19 protein-coding genes are annotated in these 21,623 nt (G+C 39.5%); 3 read left to right on the forward strand and 16 right to left on the reverse strand.

The annotated features are described in order from the left end of the window. Positions 1-85: 85 nt before the first annotated feature. Positions 86-1,522 (forward strand): pyruvate kinase, encoded by a 1,437-nt coding sequence (gene pyk / locus PUND_RS10290; protein WP_010389899.1) that lies wholly within the window; start codon positions 86-88, stop codon positions 1,520-1,522. A 58-nt stretch (positions 1,523-1,580) separates the two neighbouring features. Here pyk and PUND_RS10295 read toward each other — a convergent pair whose 3' ends face one another. From PUND_RS10295 to thrS, 10 genes are all read right to left on the reverse strand, one after another. Then, positions 1,581-2,405: a LytR/AlgR family response regulator transcription factor gene (locus tag PUND_RS10295; protein ID WP_010389898.1), complete on the reverse strand. Its 825-nt coding sequence runs from the start codon at positions 2,403-2,405 to the stop codon at positions 1,581-1,583. Then, positions 2,402-3,475: a sensor histidine kinase gene (locus PUND_RS10300; protein WP_010389897.1), complete on the reverse strand. Its 1,074-nt coding sequence runs from the start codon at positions 3,473-3,475 to the stop codon at positions 2,402-2,404. Before PUND_RS10300 ends, PUND_RS10295 begins: the two co-directional genes overlap by 4 nt. A gap of 204 nt (positions 3,476-3,679) precedes the next feature. Continuing rightward, positions 3,680-5,236, reverse strand: coding sequence for a SulP family inorganic anion transporter (locus PUND_RS10305; protein WP_010389896.1), 1,557 nt, complete (start codon positions 5,234-5,236; stop codon positions 3,680-3,682). Between the two features lie 116 nt (positions 5,237-5,352). Next, a complete protein-coding gene (locus PUND_RS10310) occupies positions 5,353-5,811 on the reverse strand; it encodes an Lrp/AsnC family transcriptional regulator (protein WP_008110469.1) in 459 nt (152 codons plus the stop codon). An 84-nt stretch (positions 5,812-5,895) separates the two neighbouring features. Continuing rightward, positions 5,896-6,537, reverse strand: a complete 642-nt coding sequence (locus tag PUND_RS10315) for an MBL fold metallo-hydrolase (RefSeq protein ID WP_010389895.1) — start codon at positions 6,535-6,537, stop codon at positions 5,896-5,898. A 1-nt stretch (position 6,538) separates the two neighbouring features. Then, complete coding sequence (locus PUND_RS10320) at positions 6,539-8,356, reverse strand: M14 family metallopeptidase (protein WP_010389893.1); 1,818 nt, start codon at positions 8,354-8,356, stop codon at positions 6,539-6,541. A 316-nt stretch (positions 8,357-8,672) separates the two neighbouring features. Continuing rightward, a complete protein-coding gene (rplT, locus tag PUND_RS10325; RefSeq protein ID WP_008110477.1) occupies positions 8,673-9,035 on the reverse strand; it encodes a 50S ribosomal protein L20 in 363 nt (120 codons plus the stop codon). A gap of 15 nt (positions 9,036-9,050) precedes the next feature. Next, positions 9,051-9,251 (reverse strand): 50S ribosomal protein L35, encoded by a 201-nt coding sequence (rpmI, locus tag PUND_RS10330; protein ID WP_004587840.1) that lies wholly within the window; start codon positions 9,249-9,251, stop codon positions 9,051-9,053. Positions 9,252-9,463: 212 nt separating this feature from the next. After that, the gene (gene infC / locus PUND_RS10335) at positions 9,464-10,024 is read right to left on the reverse strand and encodes a translation initiation factor IF-3 (protein ID WP_008466946.1); all 561 of its coding nucleotides are present in this window, start codon (positions 10,022-10,024) and stop codon (positions 9,464-9,466) included. 59 nt (positions 10,025-10,083) lie between these two features. Continuing rightward, positions 10,084-11,994: a threonine--tRNA ligase gene (gene thrS / locus PUND_RS10340; RefSeq protein WP_008466944.1), complete on the reverse strand. Its 1,911-nt coding sequence runs from the start codon at positions 11,992-11,994 to the stop codon at positions 10,084-10,086. 374 nt (positions 11,995-12,368) lie between these two features. Here thrS and PUND_RS10345 point away from each other — a divergent pair, with 374 nt between their 5' ends. Together PUND_RS10345 and PUND_RS10350 are read left to right on the forward strand one after the other, a co-directional pair. Continuing rightward, positions 12,369-12,815 (forward strand): DUF3010 family protein, encoded by a 447-nt coding sequence (locus PUND_RS10345; RefSeq protein ID WP_010389888.1) that lies wholly within the window; start codon positions 12,369-12,371, stop codon positions 12,813-12,815. A 169-nt stretch (positions 12,816-12,984) separates the two neighbouring features. Further along, on the forward strand, positions 12,985-14,718 hold the full coding sequence (locus PUND_RS10350; RefSeq protein WP_010389886.1) for an AMP-binding protein: 1,734 nt from the start codon (positions 12,985-12,987) through the stop codon (positions 14,716-14,718). Between the two features lie 45 nt (positions 14,719-14,763). Here PUND_RS10350 and PUND_RS10355 read toward each other — a convergent pair whose 3' ends face one another. The 6 genes from PUND_RS10355 to PUND_RS10380 form a co-directional block, all read right to left on the reverse strand. Then, positions 14,764-15,870 (reverse strand): GGDEF domain-containing protein, encoded by a 1,107-nt coding sequence (locus tag PUND_RS10355; protein ID WP_010389885.1) that lies wholly within the window; start codon positions 15,868-15,870, stop codon positions 14,764-14,766. Between the two features lie 181 nt (positions 15,871-16,051). After that, the gene (gene gdhA, locus PUND_RS10360; RefSeq protein ID WP_010389884.1) at positions 16,052-17,404 is read right to left on the reverse strand and encodes an NADP-specific glutamate dehydrogenase; all 1,353 of its coding nucleotides are present in this window, start codon (positions 17,402-17,404) and stop codon (positions 16,052-16,054) included. Positions 17,405-17,806: 402 nt separating this feature from the next. Beyond that, positions 17,807-18,280, reverse strand: a complete 474-nt coding sequence (locus PUND_RS10365; protein WP_008466937.1) for a YehS family protein — start codon at positions 18,278-18,280, stop codon at positions 17,807-17,809. Positions 18,281-18,377: 97 nt separating this feature from the next. Continuing rightward, positions 18,378-19,622, reverse strand: a complete 1,245-nt coding sequence (locus PUND_RS10370) for a lipoprotein-releasing ABC transporter permease subunit (RefSeq protein WP_010389882.1) — start codon at positions 19,620-19,622, stop codon at positions 18,378-18,380. Then, the gene (lolD, locus tag PUND_RS10375; protein WP_010389881.1) at positions 19,612-20,310 is read right to left on the reverse strand and encodes a lipoprotein-releasing ABC transporter ATP-binding protein LolD; all 699 of its coding nucleotides are present in this window, start codon (positions 20,308-20,310) and stop codon (positions 19,612-19,614) included. The genes PUND_RS10370 and lolD overlap by 11 nt, the downstream gene beginning before the upstream one ends. Next, positions 20,303-21,520, reverse strand: a complete 1,218-nt coding sequence (locus PUND_RS10380; RefSeq protein ID WP_041709014.1) for a lipoprotein-releasing ABC transporter permease subunit — start codon at positions 21,518-21,520, stop codon at positions 20,303-20,305. Before PUND_RS10380 ends, lolD begins: the two co-directional genes overlap by 8 nt. Positions 21,521-21,623: the final 103 nt, after the last annotated feature.

Consider the following 21,623-nt stretch of genomic DNA (forward strand, 5'->3'; position numbering starts at 1 on the left):
TGAAATCTTCTTTGAAGATTTATTAAATAGTCACTAAAACAAAATAACCGTCAACTTGCTTAAAATAAGCGCACAGGAGAATTTAATGTTAAGACGTACAAAAATAGTCGCGACACTTGGACCTGCAACAGACAGAGATAATAACTTAGAAAAAATTATTCGCGCAGGCGCTAATGTCGTTCGATTAAACTTCTCACACGGTGTTGCACAAGATCATAAAGACCGTGCACAAGCTGTTAGAGATATAGCCGCTAAACTGGGTAAGCACGTTGCAATTCTTGCTGACCTACAAGGTCCTAAAATCCGTGTTTCAACCTTTAAAGAAGGTAAAGTAACTTTAGCGGTCGGTGCAAAATTCATCCTTGATGCAAAAATGGAAAAAGGTGAAGGCGATATTAACGCCGTTGGTATTGATTACAAAGAGCTACCACAAGATGTAGCTCCTGGTGATTTACTCCTTTTAAACGATGGCTTAATTCAGCTTTCTGTAGAACATGTTGAAGGTCATTTAGTGCACACTGTGGTTACTGTGGGTGGGGTGCTCTCGAACAATAAAGGGATTAATCGTTTAGGTGGTGGTTTAACTGCGCCCGCGTTTACCGATAAAGACAAAGAAGACTTAATAACTGCGGCTGAAATTAATGTTGACTATATTGCCGTTTCATTCCCGCGTAGTGGCGATGATATGCGTTATGTACGTTCACTTGCAGAAGCTGCAGGCTCTAATGCTCAGCTTTTGGCTAAAATTGAACGTGCTGAAGCAGTAGAAACGCAAGAAGCAGTAGATGATATTATTTTAGCGTCTGACGCTGTGATGGTTGCTCGTGGTGATTTAGGTGTTGAGATTGGTGACGCAGCTTTAATGGGCAAACAAAAACTCATTATTCGTCGCGCACGCTCGCTTAATCGTACTGTTGTAACAGCCACGCAAATGATGGAATCGATGATCGATAACCCAATGCCAACTCGTGCAGAGGTTATGGATGTTGCCAACGCAGTGCTTGATGGCACCGATGCGGTCATGCTTTCAGCGGAAACAGCCGCTGGTGATTACCCAGAAGAAACGGTTGCCACAATGGCACGTGTTTGTTTAGGTGCTGAGTCGCAAAAAGAAACCCATGTTTCTAAGCATCGTTTAGATAGCCGCTTCTCTTCTAATGCGGAGTCAATTGCACTCTCTGCAATGTATGCAGCTAATCACTTAGACTCTGTGAAAGCGATTATCACCCTAACAGAATCAGGTAGTACAGCAAAACTTATGTCGCGTATTAGCTCTGGTTTACCCATTTACTCACTTTCACGTCATCCGAGCACATTAGGGCAAACAGCACTATATCGTGGTGTTTACCCGGTGTTTTTTGACTCTACCAAATGTGAAAAAGATAATATGGTTAAAGATGCATTAAACACGTTAGTGGCTGCAGGTTCACTGCAAACAGGCGACACCGTGATTATCACTCATGGTGATGCAATGGAAACAATTGGTGCAACCAATACAATGAAGATAGTGACAGTGTCGTAAAAGTCACAATAAAAAACGCGAGCTAATTGCTCGCGTTTTTTTATGCTATTTATTAAAGTTAGCTAGCTAATGCTGCTTTTACTTTATCACGGTAACTTCTACTTACTTTAAGCTCTTGTCCGTTATCTAACACTAATAAATATTCACCACTAACCTGAGTTACCAGCTTGCTAATTTGTTTGGTGTTAACAATCGCGCTGCGATGCACACGAACAAATAGATTTGGATCTAATTCTTGTTCAAGCTCTTTCATGGTTTTACGTAATATATGCGTTTGCCCGTCTTGGCAATGCAAACACATATAATCACCTGCGGCATCTACCCACTGTATCGTGGCAACGGGCACTCTAACAATTTCGCCCTGCTCTTTTACTGCTAGTGACTCAGGGTAGCGCCGATCAGTTAAGGTATCACCTGTGGCTAATTTCTTTAAAATTTCTTCGCAGTTATTACCCGTTATCCCAGCTACAAAACTGGCTAATTTTTTCTTATGGGCGTTATCCTGCTGAGTTTTTAAATAGGTATGCACTTTTTCTACCGCCTGTTTTAATCTGTTATCATCAACGGGTTTTAAAATGTAATCTAAAGCATGAATTTCAAATGCTTTAACAGCAAAGTGGTCAAACGCAGTCACAAATACAATGGCAGGCAAGTCTTTACTACTTTCACTCAATGCACGCGCTACCTCAAAGCCATTCATGCCTGGCATTTGAATATCTAAAAATACGAGGTCAATTTTTTCGTTTTTGCAACTTTCGATCGCATCAAATCCTGAGCTACATAGTTTGATCACTTCAATATCAGAAAACTCTTCAAGCCTAACGGCTAAGCCTTTACGTGCTAATGGTTCATCATCAACAATCAGCGTTTTTATTCTTGTCATTTCTTCACAGCCTTCTCAAACGGAACTCGCAGATTAACTTTCAATCCACTTGGCGTATTATGTGATAATACAAACGAGTAATTATTTTCGTAGAGCGTTTTTAATCTGTCTTGGGTGTTTGCTACACCCACGCCTTGTGCATTAACTAACTGGCCATTTACAATTTCAGTGCCAGGGCCATTATCGCCCACTTCAAGTAATAATTCATTAGCAAATACTTGTGCTTTTATATCAATAACGCCACCTTCTGCCATGTGAGCAATGGCGTACTTAATAGCATTTTCAATGATCGGTTGTAATATTAAGCTAGGTACCAATGCTTGTTGAGCTTGCTCACTCACATCAACATTAACCTGTAACCGTTCATCAAAGCGCACACGTTCAATCTCTAAATACAGCATTAATGCATGTAACTCTTGCTCTAGTGGCACTTTTTTAATTGGATCAGTATTGAGTGTATAACGCAAAAAGTCACTCAGCTTAGATACCATTAAATTAGCATCTTTGTTTTCTTTTACCAAAATTAAAGTGGAAATAGCATTGAGGGTGTTAAATAAAAAATGAGGGTTTAACTGATATCTGAGCATTTTTAACTGCGCTTCGTGCGCCATTGTAGTTGCTTTTAACGCTTTTTGGCGTTCACTTTGCAGTAACTGGTAATACTTAACCCCAAAGTACAAACCACTCCAACACAAAATAATATAAACGGAGTCTAGCCCTTGTTGTAAATAATAGAACCATTCTTCAGGGCGATAGCCGTGTCGATAAATTTCCCACAAGTTAAACTTTTGTACCACCGCCCAGAGCGTACCAGTTACATACGAAGCACCAAATACAACAATGATTAAGACCCAAGGCGAGGCATTCCAAATTTTGCGATATATATAACGCAAAGGGACAGTCATTAAACAGCCCGCATAGGCATTAAGTAAAATAACGAATACGTAAATATCACGCATTTCGAATACTTTAGATCCAATGTAATTAACTAACGCATACCCTATCCAGCCAGCGATTTGCAAAAGCCAGAAAAAGCGTTGTCTGTTATCAATTAAAGACTGCCAATTCAAAATTAATTATTACCTTATAAATTTGTTATTATTATATCGATTTATCAACGTGTATAGCACTACCAACTGTCTTACTTTTTAATAGCCCTATCGCAAACGATAACGTTGGCTGATGCTATTCGGTTAAGCGATTCAATTGAGCTATATGCATAAAAAAAGCGAAAGGTATGTACCTTTCGCTTCTCAATGTTTACTTTTTATTTATTAAGCAAGTTTGTCTGAAGCAACTTTATAAGTCGGATCTTCAATTACGTTTACTTCCACTAAATCACGTGCTTTATGAAGTAGTTCAGTACAGTCTTTGCTTAAGTGACGTAAATGCAACTTTTTACCCGCTTTATTGTACTTATCAGCTAGGCTATCAATTGCTTCTATTGCACTGTGATCCGCAACACGGCTGTATTTAAACTCAACAATAACGTCTTTAGGGTCGTTCTTTACATCAAATAAATCAGCAAAGTTTTTAACTGAGCCAAAGAATAAAGGCCCGTGTAACTCGTACACTTTTGAACCTTCTTTATCAATATAGTTCGTTGTGTAAATATGTTTAGCATGCTGCCAAGCAAACACTAATGCAGACACAATAACACCTACACACACTGCAATGGCTAAGTCAGTGATAACCGTCACACCCGATACTAAAACAATTACAAATGCGTCAGATAAAGGCACGCGTTTCATCATTTTAAAACTTGCCCATTCAAATGTACCCAGTACCACCATAAACATAACCCCAACTAATGCCGCTAGTGGGATCATTTCAATTAAGCTTGAGGCAAAGATAATAAACGCAAGTAACATCAGCGCAGCACTAATACCAGATAAACGTGAACGGCCACCTGAATTAATGTTAATCATAGATTGGCCAATCATGGCACAGCCACCCATTGCACCAAAGAAACCACATGTAACGTTTGCCGCACCTTGGCCAATACATTCTTTGTTAGAATGGCCACGTGTTTCTGTAATTTCGTCAATCAAGCTTAGCGTTAACAGCGATTCAATTAAGCCAATTGCTGCAAGAATAAGCGCATATGGGAAGATAATTTGTAGTGTTTCTAAATTAAAAGGCACCATAGGAATATGAAACTGTGGTAAACCACCGGCAATCGTTGCAGCTTCATTACCTGTCATACCTTTTAAGAAATCAAGTACTGTACGCGCTTCTAAGTCAAGGCCAATAACTAAGCCAGTTACCGTCACAATGGCAACCAGTGACGAAGGGACTGCGGTCGTTAATTTTGGCAAAAAGTGAATAATAGCCATAGTTAGCGCCACTAAACCGAGCATAATGTACATTGCACTGCCCGTCATCCATTCTTGACCGCCAGCACCATCAGGCACTTTAAACTGCCCGAGCTGTGCTAAAAATATAACTATCGCTAAGCCATTTACAAAACCGAGCATCACCGGATGTGGAACCATACGTATAAACTTACCGAGCTTAAATACCCCAGCCAATATTTGTAATAGCCCCATCAGCAACACAGTGGCAAATAGATATTCCACTCCGTGATCCAGTACTAAACTTACCATTACAACCGCAAGCGCACCGGTTGCACCCGAAATCATACCTGGACGACCACCAAAAATAGCCGTAATTAAGCCAACAATAAATGCGGCATATAAACCAACAAGGGGTTCTACATTTGCAACAAAGGCAAATGCAACAGCTTCTGGGATCAAGGCAAGTGCCACGGTCAATCCAGAGAGAATATCGTTTTTAGCAGAGCTTGGCGCCCTACTGAGTAAGTTAAACATTGAGTTCCTCAGTTTTATTTAGCTGACAAAAAAAGCGCTGAATTCTATCAAATTAGCGCTCATTTCACAATTATAGTTAATGCAGCCGATTTGTTTATCATCGGCTTATTTTTATTTTACAGTGGTAAGGCTGTACTACGTTTTACACAGGTCATGGTCACGTTAGAATGAACCTCTTGGACGTACTCTAAGCTAAGTAGGTTATCGCGTACAAAGTGCTCATAACCTTCTATGCCTTGAGAAATAATACGCAACATAAAGTCCATAGTACCCGCCATAGTGTAACATTCAGTCACTTCATCATAGCTAAGTATCAGTTTTTCAAACTCGGCTAGATTCTTTTTACCATGGTTTGATAAACGTACATGGGCGTAAACCAACATATCAAAGCCAAGCTTTTTTTCATCAAGCAATGCGACTTTACTTTTGATGTAGCCATCTTGTTCTAATTTAGCAATACGACGCCAACAAGGAGACTGAGATAGGCCTACTTTATCTGCAATTTCAGCGGTTGATAAACTTGCATCTTGTTGTAAAAGTGCCAATATTTGGCGATCTACGTGATTTAGAGACATTTTATTTCTTATTTATCTAATAAATTGGTTAAATTATACAGCCTTTTTAAAAAGCAGTCTGCATATTTTTAACAATTAAACACATCAACCAAATTGACCACTTACAAACGGATTGGTTGCCTTCTCATTGTCGACATCGGTATCTTCACCATGGCCACTTAAAATTGCGGTACTCAGTGGCAACGTCATTATATGGGCCTGTATTGAGCTAATAAGCTGCTTACTGTCTCCTTTTGGAAAATCAGTACGACCGACTGAGCCTTTAAATATAACATCACCCACAATAACGGTGCTTTGCGTATCTTGATAAAATACAACGTGTCCTGGGGTGTGCCCTGGGCAATGCAGTACTTTAAATGCAAGCTGACCAACTTGTACGGTATCATCATGTACTAGCCATTCATCTGGGTAAAAAGCACTGATAGGTTTAAATCCAAACATTGTGGCTTGCATTGGTAAGTTATCAAACCAAAAGCGCTCATCCTTATGTGGGCCAATAATCTTTATATTATGTTGCTCACGTAAACTATGAGCACCACCCACATGGTCTAAGTGTCCATGGGTTAACCAGATGGCTGACAAGCTCAAGTTATGCTGTGTTAGTGTTGCATTAATTTTGTCAACATCACCACCGGGATCTACCACCACAGCTTGCTGGGTTTGTTCGCATACTATAATTCGGCAATTTTGCATAAACTGCGTAACGGGAATTGTGATTATTTTCATCTTATATTTCTTTATTTTTTTGCGCTGGAATGACTATATCTTGTTCATATGACATTAAAATTGGGTATTTTAAATAAGCTTGATCGTAAAACGGGCTATGTTCATAGAGCCAATTTAAGCGCGCCTCAGGATCTGTAGCAAATGCTTTATCTAGCTTCAGTTTTTTATTAAATGCCTCTGCTAATTTCGGATCATCGCTGAGCATTTTCTCAGCGAATGGGAGCAATGCGTAATTTTCCATATACTCTGTTCGCTGAAAAATCGTATTAAATTCACCCCATGCAAAAAAAGAGTCAGGTGCTTCTGGATGCAATAAATGCACAGCTAACTCGCCTGCTTTTTGTTGGGTACTGACTTCAAACCAACCATCTAAATCGACATTCGTGGCCGGTTCATAGTTAAAACGTGCCGACACTCTAAATCGCCCTTCAAATGGTGCTTTATCAAAGCTATATTGCGCCACTTTTGCCATTTTTAACGGCTGAGTATTGGCGCCACTGAGTTTATTAATTGATACCCCATGTAAAGCAAGCTTTTCGATAATATCGGTATACACTGGCGGGATAAAAAACGATTTAGGGACTTCAACCGTGTGCTGTACTTCTTTTTGCCAAAAAATAGGCAGCTTGTCATAATCTTGCTTTTTACCTAAATAACTTACTTCCTGCTGATTTGACAAAGCATTCATATTCTTAGAATAAGCAATGCCTTTAAATTTGATATGAGCAGCTTGCTCAGCGTAACCACGTTTAACAATTAATTGCTTAGGCACAAATTGCTGTTCTTTTTTTACCGCATTGGCGAGTTTATCTTTATGGGTTGCTAACGCTTCAATAGCACCATCTATAAATACATAAGTCCCTAGCACGCGTTGCTTATAGGGTTTTAAAGAATGGTTTTCGACTAAAATAGTTGGCAATGACCTTAAATCACCCCAGCCATTAGAAAAACGAGGCGTCGCCACCCAACCTGCTAAACCTGATTTAAACTCTTGTTTATCCATAACAAACACTAAAGGGCCAGGGATATGTCCTTGCTCAGTTAAAGTGTGGTCAATTACAGGTTTAAAGTAACGGTTGAGCGCATCCGAAATAGCAGGCGACTCGCTAGCAAATACTGGGTTATAGCCGTAGGTGACATCATATTGGTAATCGGCCCCATCAGTCACATGCACGTCTATATATAAATTAGGATTATAATCGTTAATGACTGCAAGTACGCTTTTAACCTCGGGGGTATCTAATTTAGTGAAATCACGATTTAAATTAAGGTTATTGGCGTTTGTTCTAAAACCCATTTTTACCGGACCACGCTGATTAATTCGATTAAATGCGCTACTGCGTTCATGCCCATCAACATTAAGAATGGGGATAAATAGAATGTTTACCTTTTTTAATATATCGCGACGTTTACCCGTGGCAATATCTCTTAACAACATAAACATTGCATCTTTACCATCAATCTCACCAGCGTGAATTCCGGCTTGAATTAGCACAGTTGGTTTAGTGCTGTTAGCCATTTGCCCAGCATCAAAAAAGCCTTGTTCGCTGGCAATCAACATTTTTATTGCACGTTTACTATTACTATAGCCAATCGTTTTTGATTTAAATTGAGTGGGATTCGCCGCTACCAACCTATCAACAAATGCCATGGTATCAGCATAATTAGGAGACGAGACTCCTGCAGAAATTTCAAAGTCTGTGGTTAAAGGTCCCTGTTGTTGCAATAGCGATGTGCTCGCACCTTCCCATGGTAATAATGGCGGTAAATGACTGTTATTCGCCATACTTGCAGATAAAACCAATAAACTTATAAACATATACTTCTCTAGCAAACGCATTAATTAAAAAAATTATAGCAATTAAAGCTTTTTAGATGCCAAAACTGCGGTAGTTCAACAAAAAAATGCAGCCAATTGCAGTTTCCTTTGATTATTTGCTCAAGCCCTAGTCAAGTGCTGATAAAAACATAATTAATATCAACCTTAAGAGCAACAATGAACATGCCTAGAATTCTGGTTTAGCTAGTTAAGTTAAATGGATACACGGCACTAAAAGGTATGACATAGCTAAAGCAGTAAATAGCAGGCACAAAAAAAGGAGCCATAGGCTCCTTTTCAATACTTATACAAAAACTTAAGCTGCCGCTAGGCCTTCTTTTGCTTTTGCTACAAGCGCTGCGAATGCAACTTGGTCGTAAACAGCGATATCTGCAAGGATCTTACGATCGATTTCTACAGATGTCTTTTTAAGACCATTGATAAAACGGCTGTAAGACAGACCATTTTGACGTGAAGCAGCATTGATACGTGCAATCCATAATTGACGGAAAGTACGTTTCTTAGCACGGCGGTCACGGTAAGCGTATTGACCCGCTTTAGTAACAGCCTGGAAAGCTACGCGGTAAACACGTGAACGTGCTCCGTAGTAACCTTTCGCTTGTTTTAAAACTTTTTTGTGACGTGCACGTGCGACAACGCCGCGTTTAACTCTTGCCATTTCTAAAAACCCCTATTAAGCGAATGGTAACATACGTGAAACTAGACCATGGTCATTTTTATGAACCATCATCTTAGGACGTAGGTGTAACTTACGCTTAGAAGTTTTCTTAGTCAGAATGTGACGAAGATGCGCTTGTTTACGCTTGAAACCGCCAGAAGCAGTCTTTTTGAAACGCTTAGCTGCGCCTCTGTGACTTTTTAGCTTGTAAGCCATTGCAATAACTCCAATTGTATTGCTTTAAAATTAGTAAGAAGGCGTGAGATATATTGCTATAGCTCCACTTTAAAGGCCTAGCTTACTGCTATGTTCCGGTGAAAACCCGATATAAATACCGCAATTTTACTTTAAAACCGGTTAACTCAGGTGGACATTTTCATATCACTTGCAAACCTGAGCTAAATTCGGTGCGTATTATCGCCTAATTATTACTTTTTAGCAACCGGCGCCATCATCATAACCATTTGACGGCCTTCAACACGATTTGGGAAAGATTCAACAACTGCTAATTCTTCTAAATCGGTTTTAATACGGTTTAATAATTCGATACCAATTTCTTGGTGAGCCATTTCACGACCACGGAAGCGGATAGTTATCTTAGCTTTATCGCCAGCTTCTAAGAACTTGCGTAAGTTGCGTAGCTTAACCTGATAATCACCTTCATCCGTACCTGGACGGAATTTGATTTCTTTAATCTGGATCTGCTTTTGCTTCTTCTTCTGCTCTTTTAGTTCTTTGCTTTTTTCAAAGATGAACTTACCGTAATCCATAACCTTACAAACAGGCGGCTCAGCATTTGGACTGATCTCTACAAGATCAACACCCGCTGCATCAGCCATAGCTTGCGCGTCTTTTAATGACTGAATTCCAGCTTGTTCGCCGTCGATGTCGATTAAACGAACTTCTTGCGCTGTAATTTCTTCGTTAATACGATTTTTTTGAGCTGTTTGTTGCCCTTTCTTGCCGCCTCTAATAGTACGTTCCTCCAAGAATATCAATAATATAAGCGTGTAGCTGGCTATTTTTGCTTGCCCTACACGCTCGATTTTTACTGTCGATTTTTGATTTCTTCACTGATTTTAGCTACAAAATCATCGACATTAAATTTGCCTAGGTCTTCACCTGTGCGAGTTCGTACTGCTACTTCTTGTTGCTCAACTTCTTTGTCGCCAACAACCAATAAGTAAGGAATACGCTTAAGTGTATGCTCACGGATTTTAAAGCCAATCTTCTCATTTCTCAAGTCAGCAGCGGCTCTAATTCCAAGTTTATTTAATTTTTGTACAATTTCCTGAACATACGGTGCTTGTTTATCGGTGATATTCATAATCACCACTTGCTTAGGCGCAAGCCACGTTGGGAATAAACCAGCATACTCTTCTGTTAAAATACCAATGAAGCGCTCAATAGACCCTAATATAGCGCGGTGTATCATAACAGGTGTACGTCGTTCGTTATTTTCAGCCACATATGTTGCGCCTAAACGACCAGGTAATGCAAAGTCTAGTTGCACTGTACCACACTGCCACGCTCTGTCTAAGCAATCGTACAAAGTAAATTCAATTTTAGGACCATAAAACGCCCCTTCACCTGGTAGGTAATCAAATTCAATGTCATTTGCCTTAAGTGCATCAGCAAGTGCAAGCTCAGCTTTGTCCCACATTTCATCTTCGCCAATACGTTGCTCTGGACGAGTTGAAAGTTTAACTACAATTTTTTCAAAGCCGAATGTTTCATACGTATCGTAAACCATTTTAATACAGGCCGATACTTCATCCATGATTTGCTCTTCAGTACAGAATACATGCGCATCATCTTGGGTAAAGCCACGCACACGCATTAAACCGTGAAGTGCGCCTGATGGCTCGTTACGGTGACAACAACCAAACTCAGCCATACGCAATGGTAAATCACGGTATGATTTTAAACCTTGGTTAAATATTTGTACGTGACCTGGACAGTTCATTGGCTTGATTGCGTATTCACGCTTTTCAGATTCCGTGGTAAACATGGCTTCTGAATATTTTTCCCAGTGACCTGATTTTTCCCATAACGAACGGTCCATCATCATTGGACCTTTTACTTCTTCGTATTGGTACTCACGTAATTTTTCACGCACAAATTCTTCTAGTTCGCGGTAAATGCTCCAACCATCGTTGTGCCAAAATACCATGCCTGGCGCTTCTTCTTGCCAGTGCCATAAATCAAGTGCTTTACCAATACGACGGTGATCACGCTTTTCAGCTTCTTCTAAACGCTTTAAGTACGCTTTAAGTTGTTTTTTATCGCCCCACGCTGTGCCGTAAATACGCTGCAGCATTTTATTTTCAGAATCACCACGCCAGTATGCACCTGCTACCTTCATAATTTTGAAGTTTTGACAGAATTTCATGTTAGGAACGTGTGGTCCACGACACATGTCTACATATTCTTCGTGGTGGTATAAACCTGGGCGATCATCTTGAGCAATATTTTCGTCAAGAATTTCTATTTTGTATGTTTCGCCACGCGCCGCAAACGTGTCGCGTGCTTCTTGCCAGCTAACGGTTTTTTTCACTACATCGTAGTTTGTTTTTGCAAGCTGTAACATACGCTTTTCAATAGCATCAAGATCATCTTGAGATAACGAATGTTCCATATCAATATCATAGTAAAAACCGTTATCGATAGTAGGACCAATCGCCATTTTAGCGTCTGGGAAAAGTTGCTTAACTGCATGACCAATTAGGTGGGCACAAGAATGGCGAATAATTTCTAAACCATCGTCATCTTTTGCTGTAATAATTTCAAGACGAGAGTCGGCTGAAATTAAATCACATGCATCCACACGTTCGCCATTAACACGGCCGGCGATGGTTGCTTTAGCAAGACCAGGGCCAATATCGTTTGCAACATCAAGCGTGCTTACAGGGTTTTCAAAACTACGCTGACTACCGTCAGGGAGAGTAATAACTGGCATTATAAATCCTTACATACAGTGGTGACACCTACAATGTATCACGTGTATTTTTTAATTAATTAAATGAGAATGACTCGACAACGCTTTTACGAATAAGCATTGACTATTTTTCGCCCTCAAAGGCTAATGTAGATGCTGAGTCTGCTCAACTACAAAAAAGATATTGTCGCGTGCTGCAGCGTTAATTACAAGTTTTAAGCTACTAAAAACCACGCATTTTTAACATAAATGTGCAATTAATAACTTTTCTTCAGTCACGCCGCATGAAATTAACGTAAAGCACTATATTAAAGCAGCACACAAAGTGCTTAAACTCGCATTTTAATGCGTGTTGCGTATAATAACCGGTAATTAAGTTATAGTAGAGATTAACAATGAGAACATGTGGTGTAGAAATTACCGGTAGCGATGTACTACTTTGTATTTTAAGTAAAGATAACGACGTTTTTGATATTCGTGACGTGCGCCAAACACGCTTTACCTTAGGTAACGGTAACGACACTGAAATAATGCGTAAATTTCAATTTGATTTTGCAAAGCTGATGCAAGATTATCAAATTGATTCTGTTGCCATTCGCGAACGCCAGCCCAAAGGTAAATTTGCAGGTAGCGCTAAAGGGTTCAAAATGGAAACGGCTATTCAATTAATCGACAACCTCGATGTTCGCGTGTTTTCAACTACTGAAATAAAAGAGCAAGTAAAACGCAACCCAATCCCTATCGCGTTCGAAGACACTGGTCTTAAAAAATATCAAGAAAATGCATTCGTTAATGCTTACGTTTATATCATGAAAAAAACCTACCGCAGCGACGAAATGTAATACCAATTGCATCCTTGTAAAAACGCGTAATAGCTCAATATTACGCGTTTTTTTATGTCTAAATTTTCAAATAAAAGTGTAAGACATTAGTCTAACCCTCTTCCCTTTGTCGACAATTCATGTTTATTTAATCAACAAGCCTTGGATAGATAAAAACATGGAGAATGTCATGAAAGCGACACAAACAGTGCATAAAGAAGTAGAACAAATAAACACTATACCGCTATCAAATAGTTATTTTAAGGGGATTCAAAGCACACCGCTAATAGAGCAAACTATTGGAGAATACTTTGATTCAATTGTCGACAATAACCCAGAGGCATTGGCAGTTGTTGTTGCTCACCAAAATATTCGCTTAAACTATAAGGAGTTTCAGCAGCAGATTGATCAGCTTGCTATGGGGTTGTTGGCATTAGGGGTTAAATCAGGTGACAGGGTCGGTATTTGGTCACCCAATAATATACAATGGTGCTTAACTCAATTTGCCACGGCCAAAATCGGCGCAATCATGGTGTGTATTAACCCAGCTTACCGCCCCAGTGAACTGCAATATGCGCTTAATAGTGTTGAATGTTCCACGCTTATTACTGCTACCTCATTTAAGGGCAGTCACTACGTTAATATGCTACAAAGTTTAGCCCCAGAGCTAAATAGTTGCCAAAAAGGGGAATTAAAAGCCGCTAAGATTCCTTCATTAAAAAATGTAATTTGTATAGGTGATGAGCCAGTAAATGGTATGTTTTCGTTTAATGAAGTACTCGCCATGCCCACAGACGCTCACAAGTTTGAACTTCAAGCAGTGGCAAAAACTCTAAATTGTAATCAAGACATTAATATTCAGTTTACCTCTGGCACCACAGGGAATCCTAAAGGGGCTACGCTAACGCATAAAAACATTCTTAATAATGCACTGCTTGTTGCCCAAGCAATGCATTTTACTGAACATGATAAGCTGTGTATCCCTGTACCACTTTATCATTGCTTTGGCATGGTTTTAGGCAGCTTATTGTGCGTAAGTAAAGGCGCTGCAGCTATTTATCCAAGTGATTCTTTCGATCCAAAAACCACATTAGAGGTGGTACAACAAGAAAAATGTACCGGGCTTCATGGCGTGCCTACCATGTTTATAAGCGAATTAGAGCTTAATAACTTTAGTGATTATGACTTAAGTACATTACGAACCGGCGTTATGGCAGGCTCAACCTGCCCCGAACAAGTTATGCGTAAAGTACAAACACTAATGAATATGAACCAAGTCGTTATAGCCTATGGACAAACAGAGTGTAGCCCAATCAACAATATCACTGAAACCGACTCATCAATTGAGCGTCAAGTCACCACTGTAGGACGAGCGCTTGCGCACACTGAAGTAAAGATTATTGATGAGGTGGGTGAAGTTCAAAAAATAGGCCAACCAGGTGAAGTCTGTAGCCGTGGAGCTGGTATTATGCGTTGCTATTGGAACGATGAAGAAAAAACCAAAGCTACTATCGATAATCAAGGTTGGTTACATTCTGGCGATTTAGGGGTAATGGACAGTGAAGGCTTTGTCAGTATTGTTGGCAGAATTAAAGACATGATTATTCGCGGCGGAGAAAATATATATCCCCGTGAGATTGAGGAAGTTTTATACACCTACCCAGGGATACAAGATGCGGCAATTTTTGGTATTACCGATGAAAAGTTTGGAGAAGAAGTCTGTGCCTGGATCCAGCCTAAAGAAGGTGAAGTGCTTGATGAGCAAGCAATTCGATTATTTTTAAAAGACAAACTCGCCTACTTTAAACAGCCTAAATATATTCGCTTTGTTGAACATTACCCGATGACGGTAACCGGAAAATTGCAAAAATTTAAAATGCGCGAACAAATGCAAGCAGAGCTCGCCGAATCTGCATTTTCATAAGCTGGTTAAATGCAAAGCACTATCAGCTTAGTGCTTTGCATTGTCTTACTCAATTTCAGGTTGTTTAGGAACAACAAAGTCAGTAATACTTATATTTCGTCCTGCATTTTTAGCTTTATAAACCCCTACATCAGCTGTTGCCAACAATGATTTAATTGAAGGTCTATATGTAGTGTATTTATCAATTGCAATACCAGCAGAGACAGTAATACGGTTAAAGGGTGAATACTGATGCGCAATCGGATCGTCTGCAAAGCGTTTAGGTAAGTCACTCAACCAATCTAACTCATTCGCCTGTAATGTTTTTACCAATATAAATTCTTCACCACCAAAACGCACCACAATATCAGCGTCACAATTTTTTAGTCGGTTTGCGACTGCTATTAATACGTTATCTCCCTCTAAGTGGCCGTAGTTATCGTTATAATTTTTAAAATAGTCGACATCAATCATGGCTAACCCTAAATATTGTGATGGCGCTAACTTGTTAATTAATGCTTTACAGCGTCTATCAAAACTATGCCGATTATGCATACCTGTTAATTGATCGGTATTGGCTTTTTCAGTTTCAAATAATTCCGCTTTATATTGCTTTCTTAATAGGGTATCTAGTTGATATTGCACTATGGCCAATACAATAACTATGCTGAAATAAAAATAAAGTGTCCACGCAATCGAAGTAGAAGAAAAAAGCTCAATAAATATCAGGGCAATGCCAATTATTGACCATAAAACCAGTTTATGTCCTAAGTGCAGCATCGGTATGGCTATAAATGCAGCAGCTACAAGCATAGGTCCACCCTCTTTTAATTCACTATAGCGTTGCACATATTCCCAAAAGAAATAACTAAATAAAAAACAAAATAAAACCGCATAACTGAAAAAGCGCGAATGCAAGTACTCTGAACTTAATGTTCTATTTACAATAATGAGGACTATCGATAACAACACCATAGTTACGCGTAAAATTGTTATGGTTGAATTGGCAGGCTCTTGTTGATTAAGCCAAGACATAAAAATAAAAGACAATAAAAACAGTGTTACTAGATAGAGTGATGCATCAGCAAGGCGCATTGAGCTTTTATTGAGTTGATTTTGGAAGTTGTGCTCTGTTGCACTTGAAAAATAAAAAATTGCGGGAATAAGACGCACCGGCACTCTCCTTAATAAGCTCACTTATCCTTATCCACACTATAGTTTATTGTTATTAATTAGCGAGTTAAATTTACCTTATTAAATAATATTATACATTACTTTTGCTATATCCTGAACAATGCCTGCTCAAGATATAGATAAGAATTATTGGGTTCACTAATAAATAGCCGGGGCGTCGCTATACAACGCCCTGTTCAATCATTGCATCTGCTACACGTCTAAATCCAGCAATATTTGCACCAAGTAACAAGTTACCGGGTTGATTAAATTCTTTTGCGGTATCGTTAGCTGTAGTGAAAATATCTTTCATTATTTGCTTTAACTTTTCATCTACTTGCTCAAATGTCCAGCTTTGCATACTGGCATTTTGTGCCATTTCTAATTGGCTCGTTGCCACCCCACCTGCATTTGCTGCTTTGCCAGGTCCATAAGCAATTTTTGCTTCTATGAAACAATCAATCGCTTCTTTGGTTGAAGGCATATTTGCTCCTTCACTGACTAAAGTACAGCCATTTTCAAGTAGTGCTTTTGCATCCGCTTGGGTTAATTCATTTTGTGTAGCACAAGGAAAAGCCGCATCCGCACTGTAACGCCATACCGCATGACCATCTTGAGGGTACTCATCGCGAGGCGTATACTTGGCATGAGGATGAGTATCTAGGTAGTCACTTAAGCATCCTCGTGAGTGCTCTTTTAATTGCTTAATAAGTTTTAAGTCAATGCCACTCTCATCGTACAAAGTGCCTTTTGAGTCACTACAGGCAATAGGCGTAGCCCCTAGTTGATATAATTTTTCCATGGCATAAATTGCCACATTGCCTGAGCCTGAAATTAAACAGCGTTTTCCTGATAAGCTGTCATCACGATCTTCAAGCATATAGTTAGCAAAATACACTGCGCCATAACCCGTTGCTTCTTTGCGAGCAAGCGATCCACCCCAAAGTAAACTTTTACCGGTTAGTACGCCTTCATAGCGCCCTGTTAAGCGTTTGTATTGGCCAAACATATAACCAATTTCTCTCGCCCCTACGCCAATATCCCCTGCAGGTACATCGGTTGTAGGACCAATATGACGATATAACTCGGTCATAAACGATTGGCAAAAACGCATTATCTCGCCATCAGAGCGTCCTTTAGGATCAAAATTAGCGCCTCCTTTGCCGCCGCCTATAGGCAAACCAGTCAGTGCATTTTTAAAAATTTGTTCAAAGCCTAAAAATTTTATGATGCTGGCATTTACACTTGGATGAAAACGTAAGCCGCCTTTGTAAGGGCCAAGCGCCGAATTAAATTCGATACGGTAGCCTTTATTAACTTGAATATTGCCCTCGTCATCAACCCAAGGCACGCGAAACATTAACTGACGCTCTGGCTCTACCATTCTTTGAATAATTGCTTGTTGTTGGTAATGACTGGTTTGCGCAAATACAGGCTCTAGCGAGTCTAGCACTTCTTCTACTGCCTGATAAAACTCACATTGCGCAGGACTCGTCTGCTTTAATTGCGCAATTGTTCTGTGTATATAATTCATATTTATTCTTCCATGTGGGTATTTTTTAATTCGAAACAGGAAAAATGATCAACGTTATTGTTAGTGGAGAAATTGATTATGCGATCATTATTTTTACACTTTAACATCATAGATAAACTGGATGCACGTGTTTGATGTTGAATTAAATTGTTGTTTCTCTTGTATAAAAACCCGTTAAAAAAGAATTTATATGCTAAAAACACCAGTTTAAATGAATAACACGTTAAAAGTATTAAAAAAATAGTAAAACAAAATACGACTCTACGTTTTTACGAGAGCGACAACATAAAATGCTTTATAAGACTGAAGTTGTAGAAGGATAAGACTAATAATAGCGTAGGTTTTAGTGAGTTCGTTTAAGAGGCTTAAATGGAGATTGCTAACCAACCTCCATAAAATGCATTAAGCTTTTTCGCCATCTGGGCGAAAAGTACGCTGCACACCAGTTAAAAATAAACGTAAAACTTGATCGTTACACACACGGTAATGTTTGTTTTCAACTTTACGTGAAAATGCACTGAGCTCATGCTTACTTAAATCAAAATCAACTAAGGCTAGTGTGGCAATCACGTCTTCTGCTTTCATATTTAAAGCAATACGTAATTTCATAAAAATAATATTATTGTTTAATTTAGTCTCTGGGATTGGCTGCTCACCGTCACGTTTACCGCGCTTAGTGTTTATAAAGCCATTTAAAAATACCGCAAATTCGGTGTCACTTATTGGGGTGTAACCTTGCTCGCCCTCTTTAGTTAACCATGCAATCACCTGCTCAGTGCTGACGCTCTGCTCTGCAGCGGCGAACACGTCAACCATTGCTGAATCGGTTAAATCGAAGGTGTAGCGAATACGGCGTAAAATATCGTTATGTGTCAAAGTAAATCCCGGGTAAATAAGTGCTCAGCAAACAAAAGCTGTTTAATAGCGGCGCAGTTTATCAGAGTTACACGTAGCGCCCTATTAAATACTGTGTTTAATTACCCAATACTTTTGCCGGATCAACACGTGTTGCTTGCCATGCTGGATACAGCGTCGCCAATATTGCAAGCACAAAGGTGGCAATAACAGTTAACACAATATCTTGCCAAACTAATTTACTCGGTAAAAATTCGATAAAATACACGCCTTCTAGCGGGTTTTCACCCAGCAATAAACTCAGCCAAGTAAAGAGCTCACTAATATTGATTGCTAGAATAACGCCAATAATAGAGCCTAAAACTACGCCAACAAATGCTTGAGTTAAGCCTTGCATTACAAAAGTAGCCAATATAGTACTGTCTTTGGCACCCATGGTTTTTAAAATAGCAATATTGCCTTCTTTTTCGCGCACTTCCATCACTAATGACGAAACAATGTTAAAACTGGCGACTGCAATAATTAAAAACACCACAATATAAACGATCGTGCGAACCATTTGAATGTCTTGATACAAGCTGCCTTGGGTTCTAAACCAACTCGATATATACACATAATCAGTGACTGTTTGCCCTACTCTCAGCGCTATTTGGTGCGCTGCAAACACATCATCAACTCGTAAACGTAAGCCGGTTACTTGGCTTTGATCGTAACCTAAAGTTTGTTGTGCTTTGCTAAGGTGAATAAACGCGGCACTGCTATCAATAGGACCGCCCATTTCTATAACGCCTGCGAGTGTCAATGTGACCCGTTTTGGCGCAAGTAATGATTGCCCTTTTTCACTAATTTGGGGGATCAATAAAGTGACATTGTCGCCTATTGATATATTAAGTTGAGTGACAATTTGCTTGCCTAAAATAACATCCTCAAGTGCTAGCTGACTGACTAATTTACCTTGTGTAAATTGGTTAACCGCTGATACGTCACTCTCTAGCGAAGGCTCAACACCACGTATTTCAACTGCTTTTAATTGGCTTTTAAATTGCGCCATACCATTTACTGCTATAAATGGGGCTGCTCCTGTTACTTGTGGTTGCTGTTTTAATTTTTCGACTTTGCTGGGCCAATCAGCAATCGGCCTGCTTGGTGCTACATATTCAACTTGTGGCACTACACTTAATAAACGATGAACCAATTGTTGTTCAAAACCATTGATCACCGATAACGCCACAATTAAAACGGCAACACCAAGTAAAATACCAATAGTAGATGCCTTAGCAATAAAACTAACAAACGCGTTTTTTTCATCTTTATGGCCTGAATAGGCTCTGAAACGTTTACTTATAAAGGCACTAAGCAACATGGTTTGACTCTTTTATTGATAATTTACCATCATCTAAATACGCTATTTTACCCAGCTTGTCGGCAAGTTCTAAATCATGAGTCACCACCACAAAACTGGTGTTTAAACTTTTATTTAGCTGGTTAATTAAATCGTAAATTTTAATCGCGTTTTGCTTATCTAAATTACCCGTTGGCTCATCTGCAAGAACCAGTGCAGGCTCAGTCACTAAAGCACGCGCTATGGCAACACGTTGGCGTTCGCCACCAGAAAGTGCCGACGGTTTATGGCTACTTCTGTGCGCAAGGCCGACTTTATCGAGCATGTCGAGAGCTTTTACATTTGCTTCTTTGGCACTCAAGCCTTTTATTAACAGTGGCATAGCAACATTTTCAACCGCACTAAATTCCATTAATAAATGATGAAATTGGTAAATAAACCCTAAGTTTTGATTTCTAAACGCGGCTTGTTGGCTGCGAGAAAGTTTAGCCACATCTTGGTTTTTGATTTTTGCACTGCCAGAACTGGCGGTATCTAAGGTACCCAAAATATGCAATAAGGTACTTTTACCTGAACCTGAGCTGCCTACAATAGCTAGCATTTCACCTTGGGTTAGGGCTAAATCAACCCCTTTTAATACCTCAACTTGGTTTTGCCCGTCTTGGTACACTTTACTTATTTGTTCACAACTAATTACTAAATCATTCATAACGTAATACCTCGGCTGGGTTTACTTTAGCGGCCTGGCGCGCAGGATATAAAGTCGCTAAAAAGCTCATTGCTAAGCTTAAAAGCGCAATCACACTTAAGCTAAGCGCATCAAATTTGACCGGCAGTGAAATCCCCGATAATAAATTTAAGCCAACCAACGCCAGCAGTTCATTAATATATAAGCTAAATAAAATACCTAAAGAGGCACCTACTGCCGTACCAATCACACCGTTATACAAACCTTGAACCATAAATACCGTTTGTACTTGGCTTGGCGTTAGCCCTAGTGTTTGCAGTATCGCAACTTCGCTTTGTTTTTCACTCACCATCATGGTGAGCGCCGACACAATATTGAACACCGCCACCAGCACGATTAAGCCCAATAACATAGACATAATGCGTTTCTCCATCGCCACAGCGGCAAATAAAGTGCCTTGGCTACTGCGCCAATCGGTGTATTTAAAATTCTTTAGAATAAGTTGGCTGTCTTGAATAAATTCATCAAGTGCAAATGGCTCATGCAGTGACACACTTAAATTAGGGGGTGTAGAGCTACTTTGCTTTAATACTCGTTGCAATGACACACCACTGGTAAATGCCAGTCCCATGTCAATTTCTGAACCAGTTTCGTAAATAGCAGCAATTTTGAATAAACGCTGGCTAGGAACACGACCAAGGGGTGTATAAGTTGACGCATTGGGCATAATAACGCGCAGTTTATCGCCCAAGCTAACGCCGAGTTTACGACTTAGATAACGGCTAATAGCAATGTGGTAATTATTATTTAATACGCTTTGCCAATTCCCCTGCACTACTTTGTCAGTGATTTTATAAAGCGAGCCATCATTATCATAGAGCCCTTGCAGTAGCACACCATGCAAGTCTTTATTTGTTTGTAGTATAGCTTCACCATGGCGGTATAAACTAACATGATCAACATACGGTGATTGCTCAAGATCGGCTTTAAGAGTATTCATTTGCGCTTTAGAGTGTTGTTTTGCCTGCACTTCAACGTGTGGAATGAGTCCGAGCATATTCGTTTTCAGGCTGCTTTCAAAACCGTTCATGACACTACTTACTGTAAAGAGCGCCATTAAACCAATCGCTATACCTGCAATAGAAAAAAAAGAAATAAACGAAATAAACACATTGCCTTTGGAAGAGCGACTATATCTAAGTCCGATAAACAGGCTAACAGGTTGAAACATATTAATTAAAACATTAATGCTAAAAGTGTGGCTTTATAGTAGCACGAACTCAGCGCAATTGAATATCACCATAAATGTAAGAAATAATTTATAAATCTTATAC

The sequence above is a fragment of the Pseudoalteromonas undina genome (assembly GCF_000238275.3).
GTDB lineage: Bacteria > Pseudomonadota > Gammaproteobacteria > Enterobacterales > Alteromonadaceae > Pseudoalteromonas > Pseudoalteromonas undina.

Excerpts from the sequence above, each read along its gene's own strand:
- pyk (WP_010389899.1), top strand. The coding sequence starts at position 86 with ATGTTAAGACGTACAAAAATAGTCGCGACACTTGGACCTGCAACAGAC.
- PUND_RS10295 (WP_010389898.1), bottom strand. The coding sequence starts at position 2,405 with ATGACAAGAATAAAAACGCTGATTGTTGATGATGAACCATTAGCACGT.
- PUND_RS10305 (WP_010389896.1), bottom strand. The coding sequence starts at position 5,236 with ATGTTTAACTTACTCAGTAGGGCGCCAAGCTCTGCTAAAAACGATATT.
- PUND_RS10310 (WP_008110469.1), bottom strand. The coding sequence starts at position 5,811 with ATGTCTCTAAATCACGTAGATCGCCAAATATTGGCACTTTTACAACAA.
- PUND_RS10315 (WP_010389895.1), bottom strand. The coding sequence starts at position 6,537 with ATGAAAATAATCACAATTCCCGTTACGCAGTTTATGCAAAATTGCCGA.
- PUND_RS10320 (WP_010389893.1), bottom strand. The coding sequence starts at position 8,356 with ATGTTTATAAGTTTATTGGTTTTATCTGCAAGTATGGCGAATAACAGT.
- rplT (WP_008110477.1), bottom strand. The coding sequence starts at position 9,035 with ATGGCAAGAGTTAAACGCGGCGTTGTCGCACGTGCACGTCACAAAAAA.
- rpmI (WP_004587840.1), bottom strand. The coding sequence starts at position 9,251 with ATGGCTTACAAGCTAAAAAGTCACAGAGGCGCAGCTAAGCGTTTCAAA.
- thrS (WP_008466944.1), bottom strand. The coding sequence starts at position 11,994 with ATGCCAGTTATTACTCTCCCTGACGGTAGTCAGCGTAGTTTTGAAAAC.
- PUND_RS10345 (WP_010389888.1), top strand. The coding sequence starts at position 12,369 with ATGAGAACATGTGGTGTAGAAATTACCGGTAGCGATGTACTACTTTGT.
- PUND_RS10350 (WP_010389886.1), top strand. The coding sequence starts at position 12,985 with ATGAAAGCGACACAAACAGTGCATAAAGAAGTAGAACAAATAAACACT.
- gdhA (WP_010389884.1), bottom strand. The coding sequence starts at position 17,404 with ATGAATTATATACACAGAACAATTGCGCAATTAAAGCAGACGAGTCCT.
- PUND_RS10370 (WP_010389882.1), bottom strand. The coding sequence starts at position 19,622 with ATGTTGCTTAGTGCCTTTATAAGTAAACGTTTCAGAGCCTATTCAGGC.
- lolD (WP_010389881.1), bottom strand. The coding sequence starts at position 20,310 with ATGAATGATTTAGTAATTAGTTGTGAACAAATAAGTAAAGTGTACCAA.
- PUND_RS10380 (WP_041709014.1), bottom strand. The coding sequence starts at position 21,520 with ATGTTTCAACCTGTTAGCCTGTTTATCGGACTTAGATATAGTCGCTCT.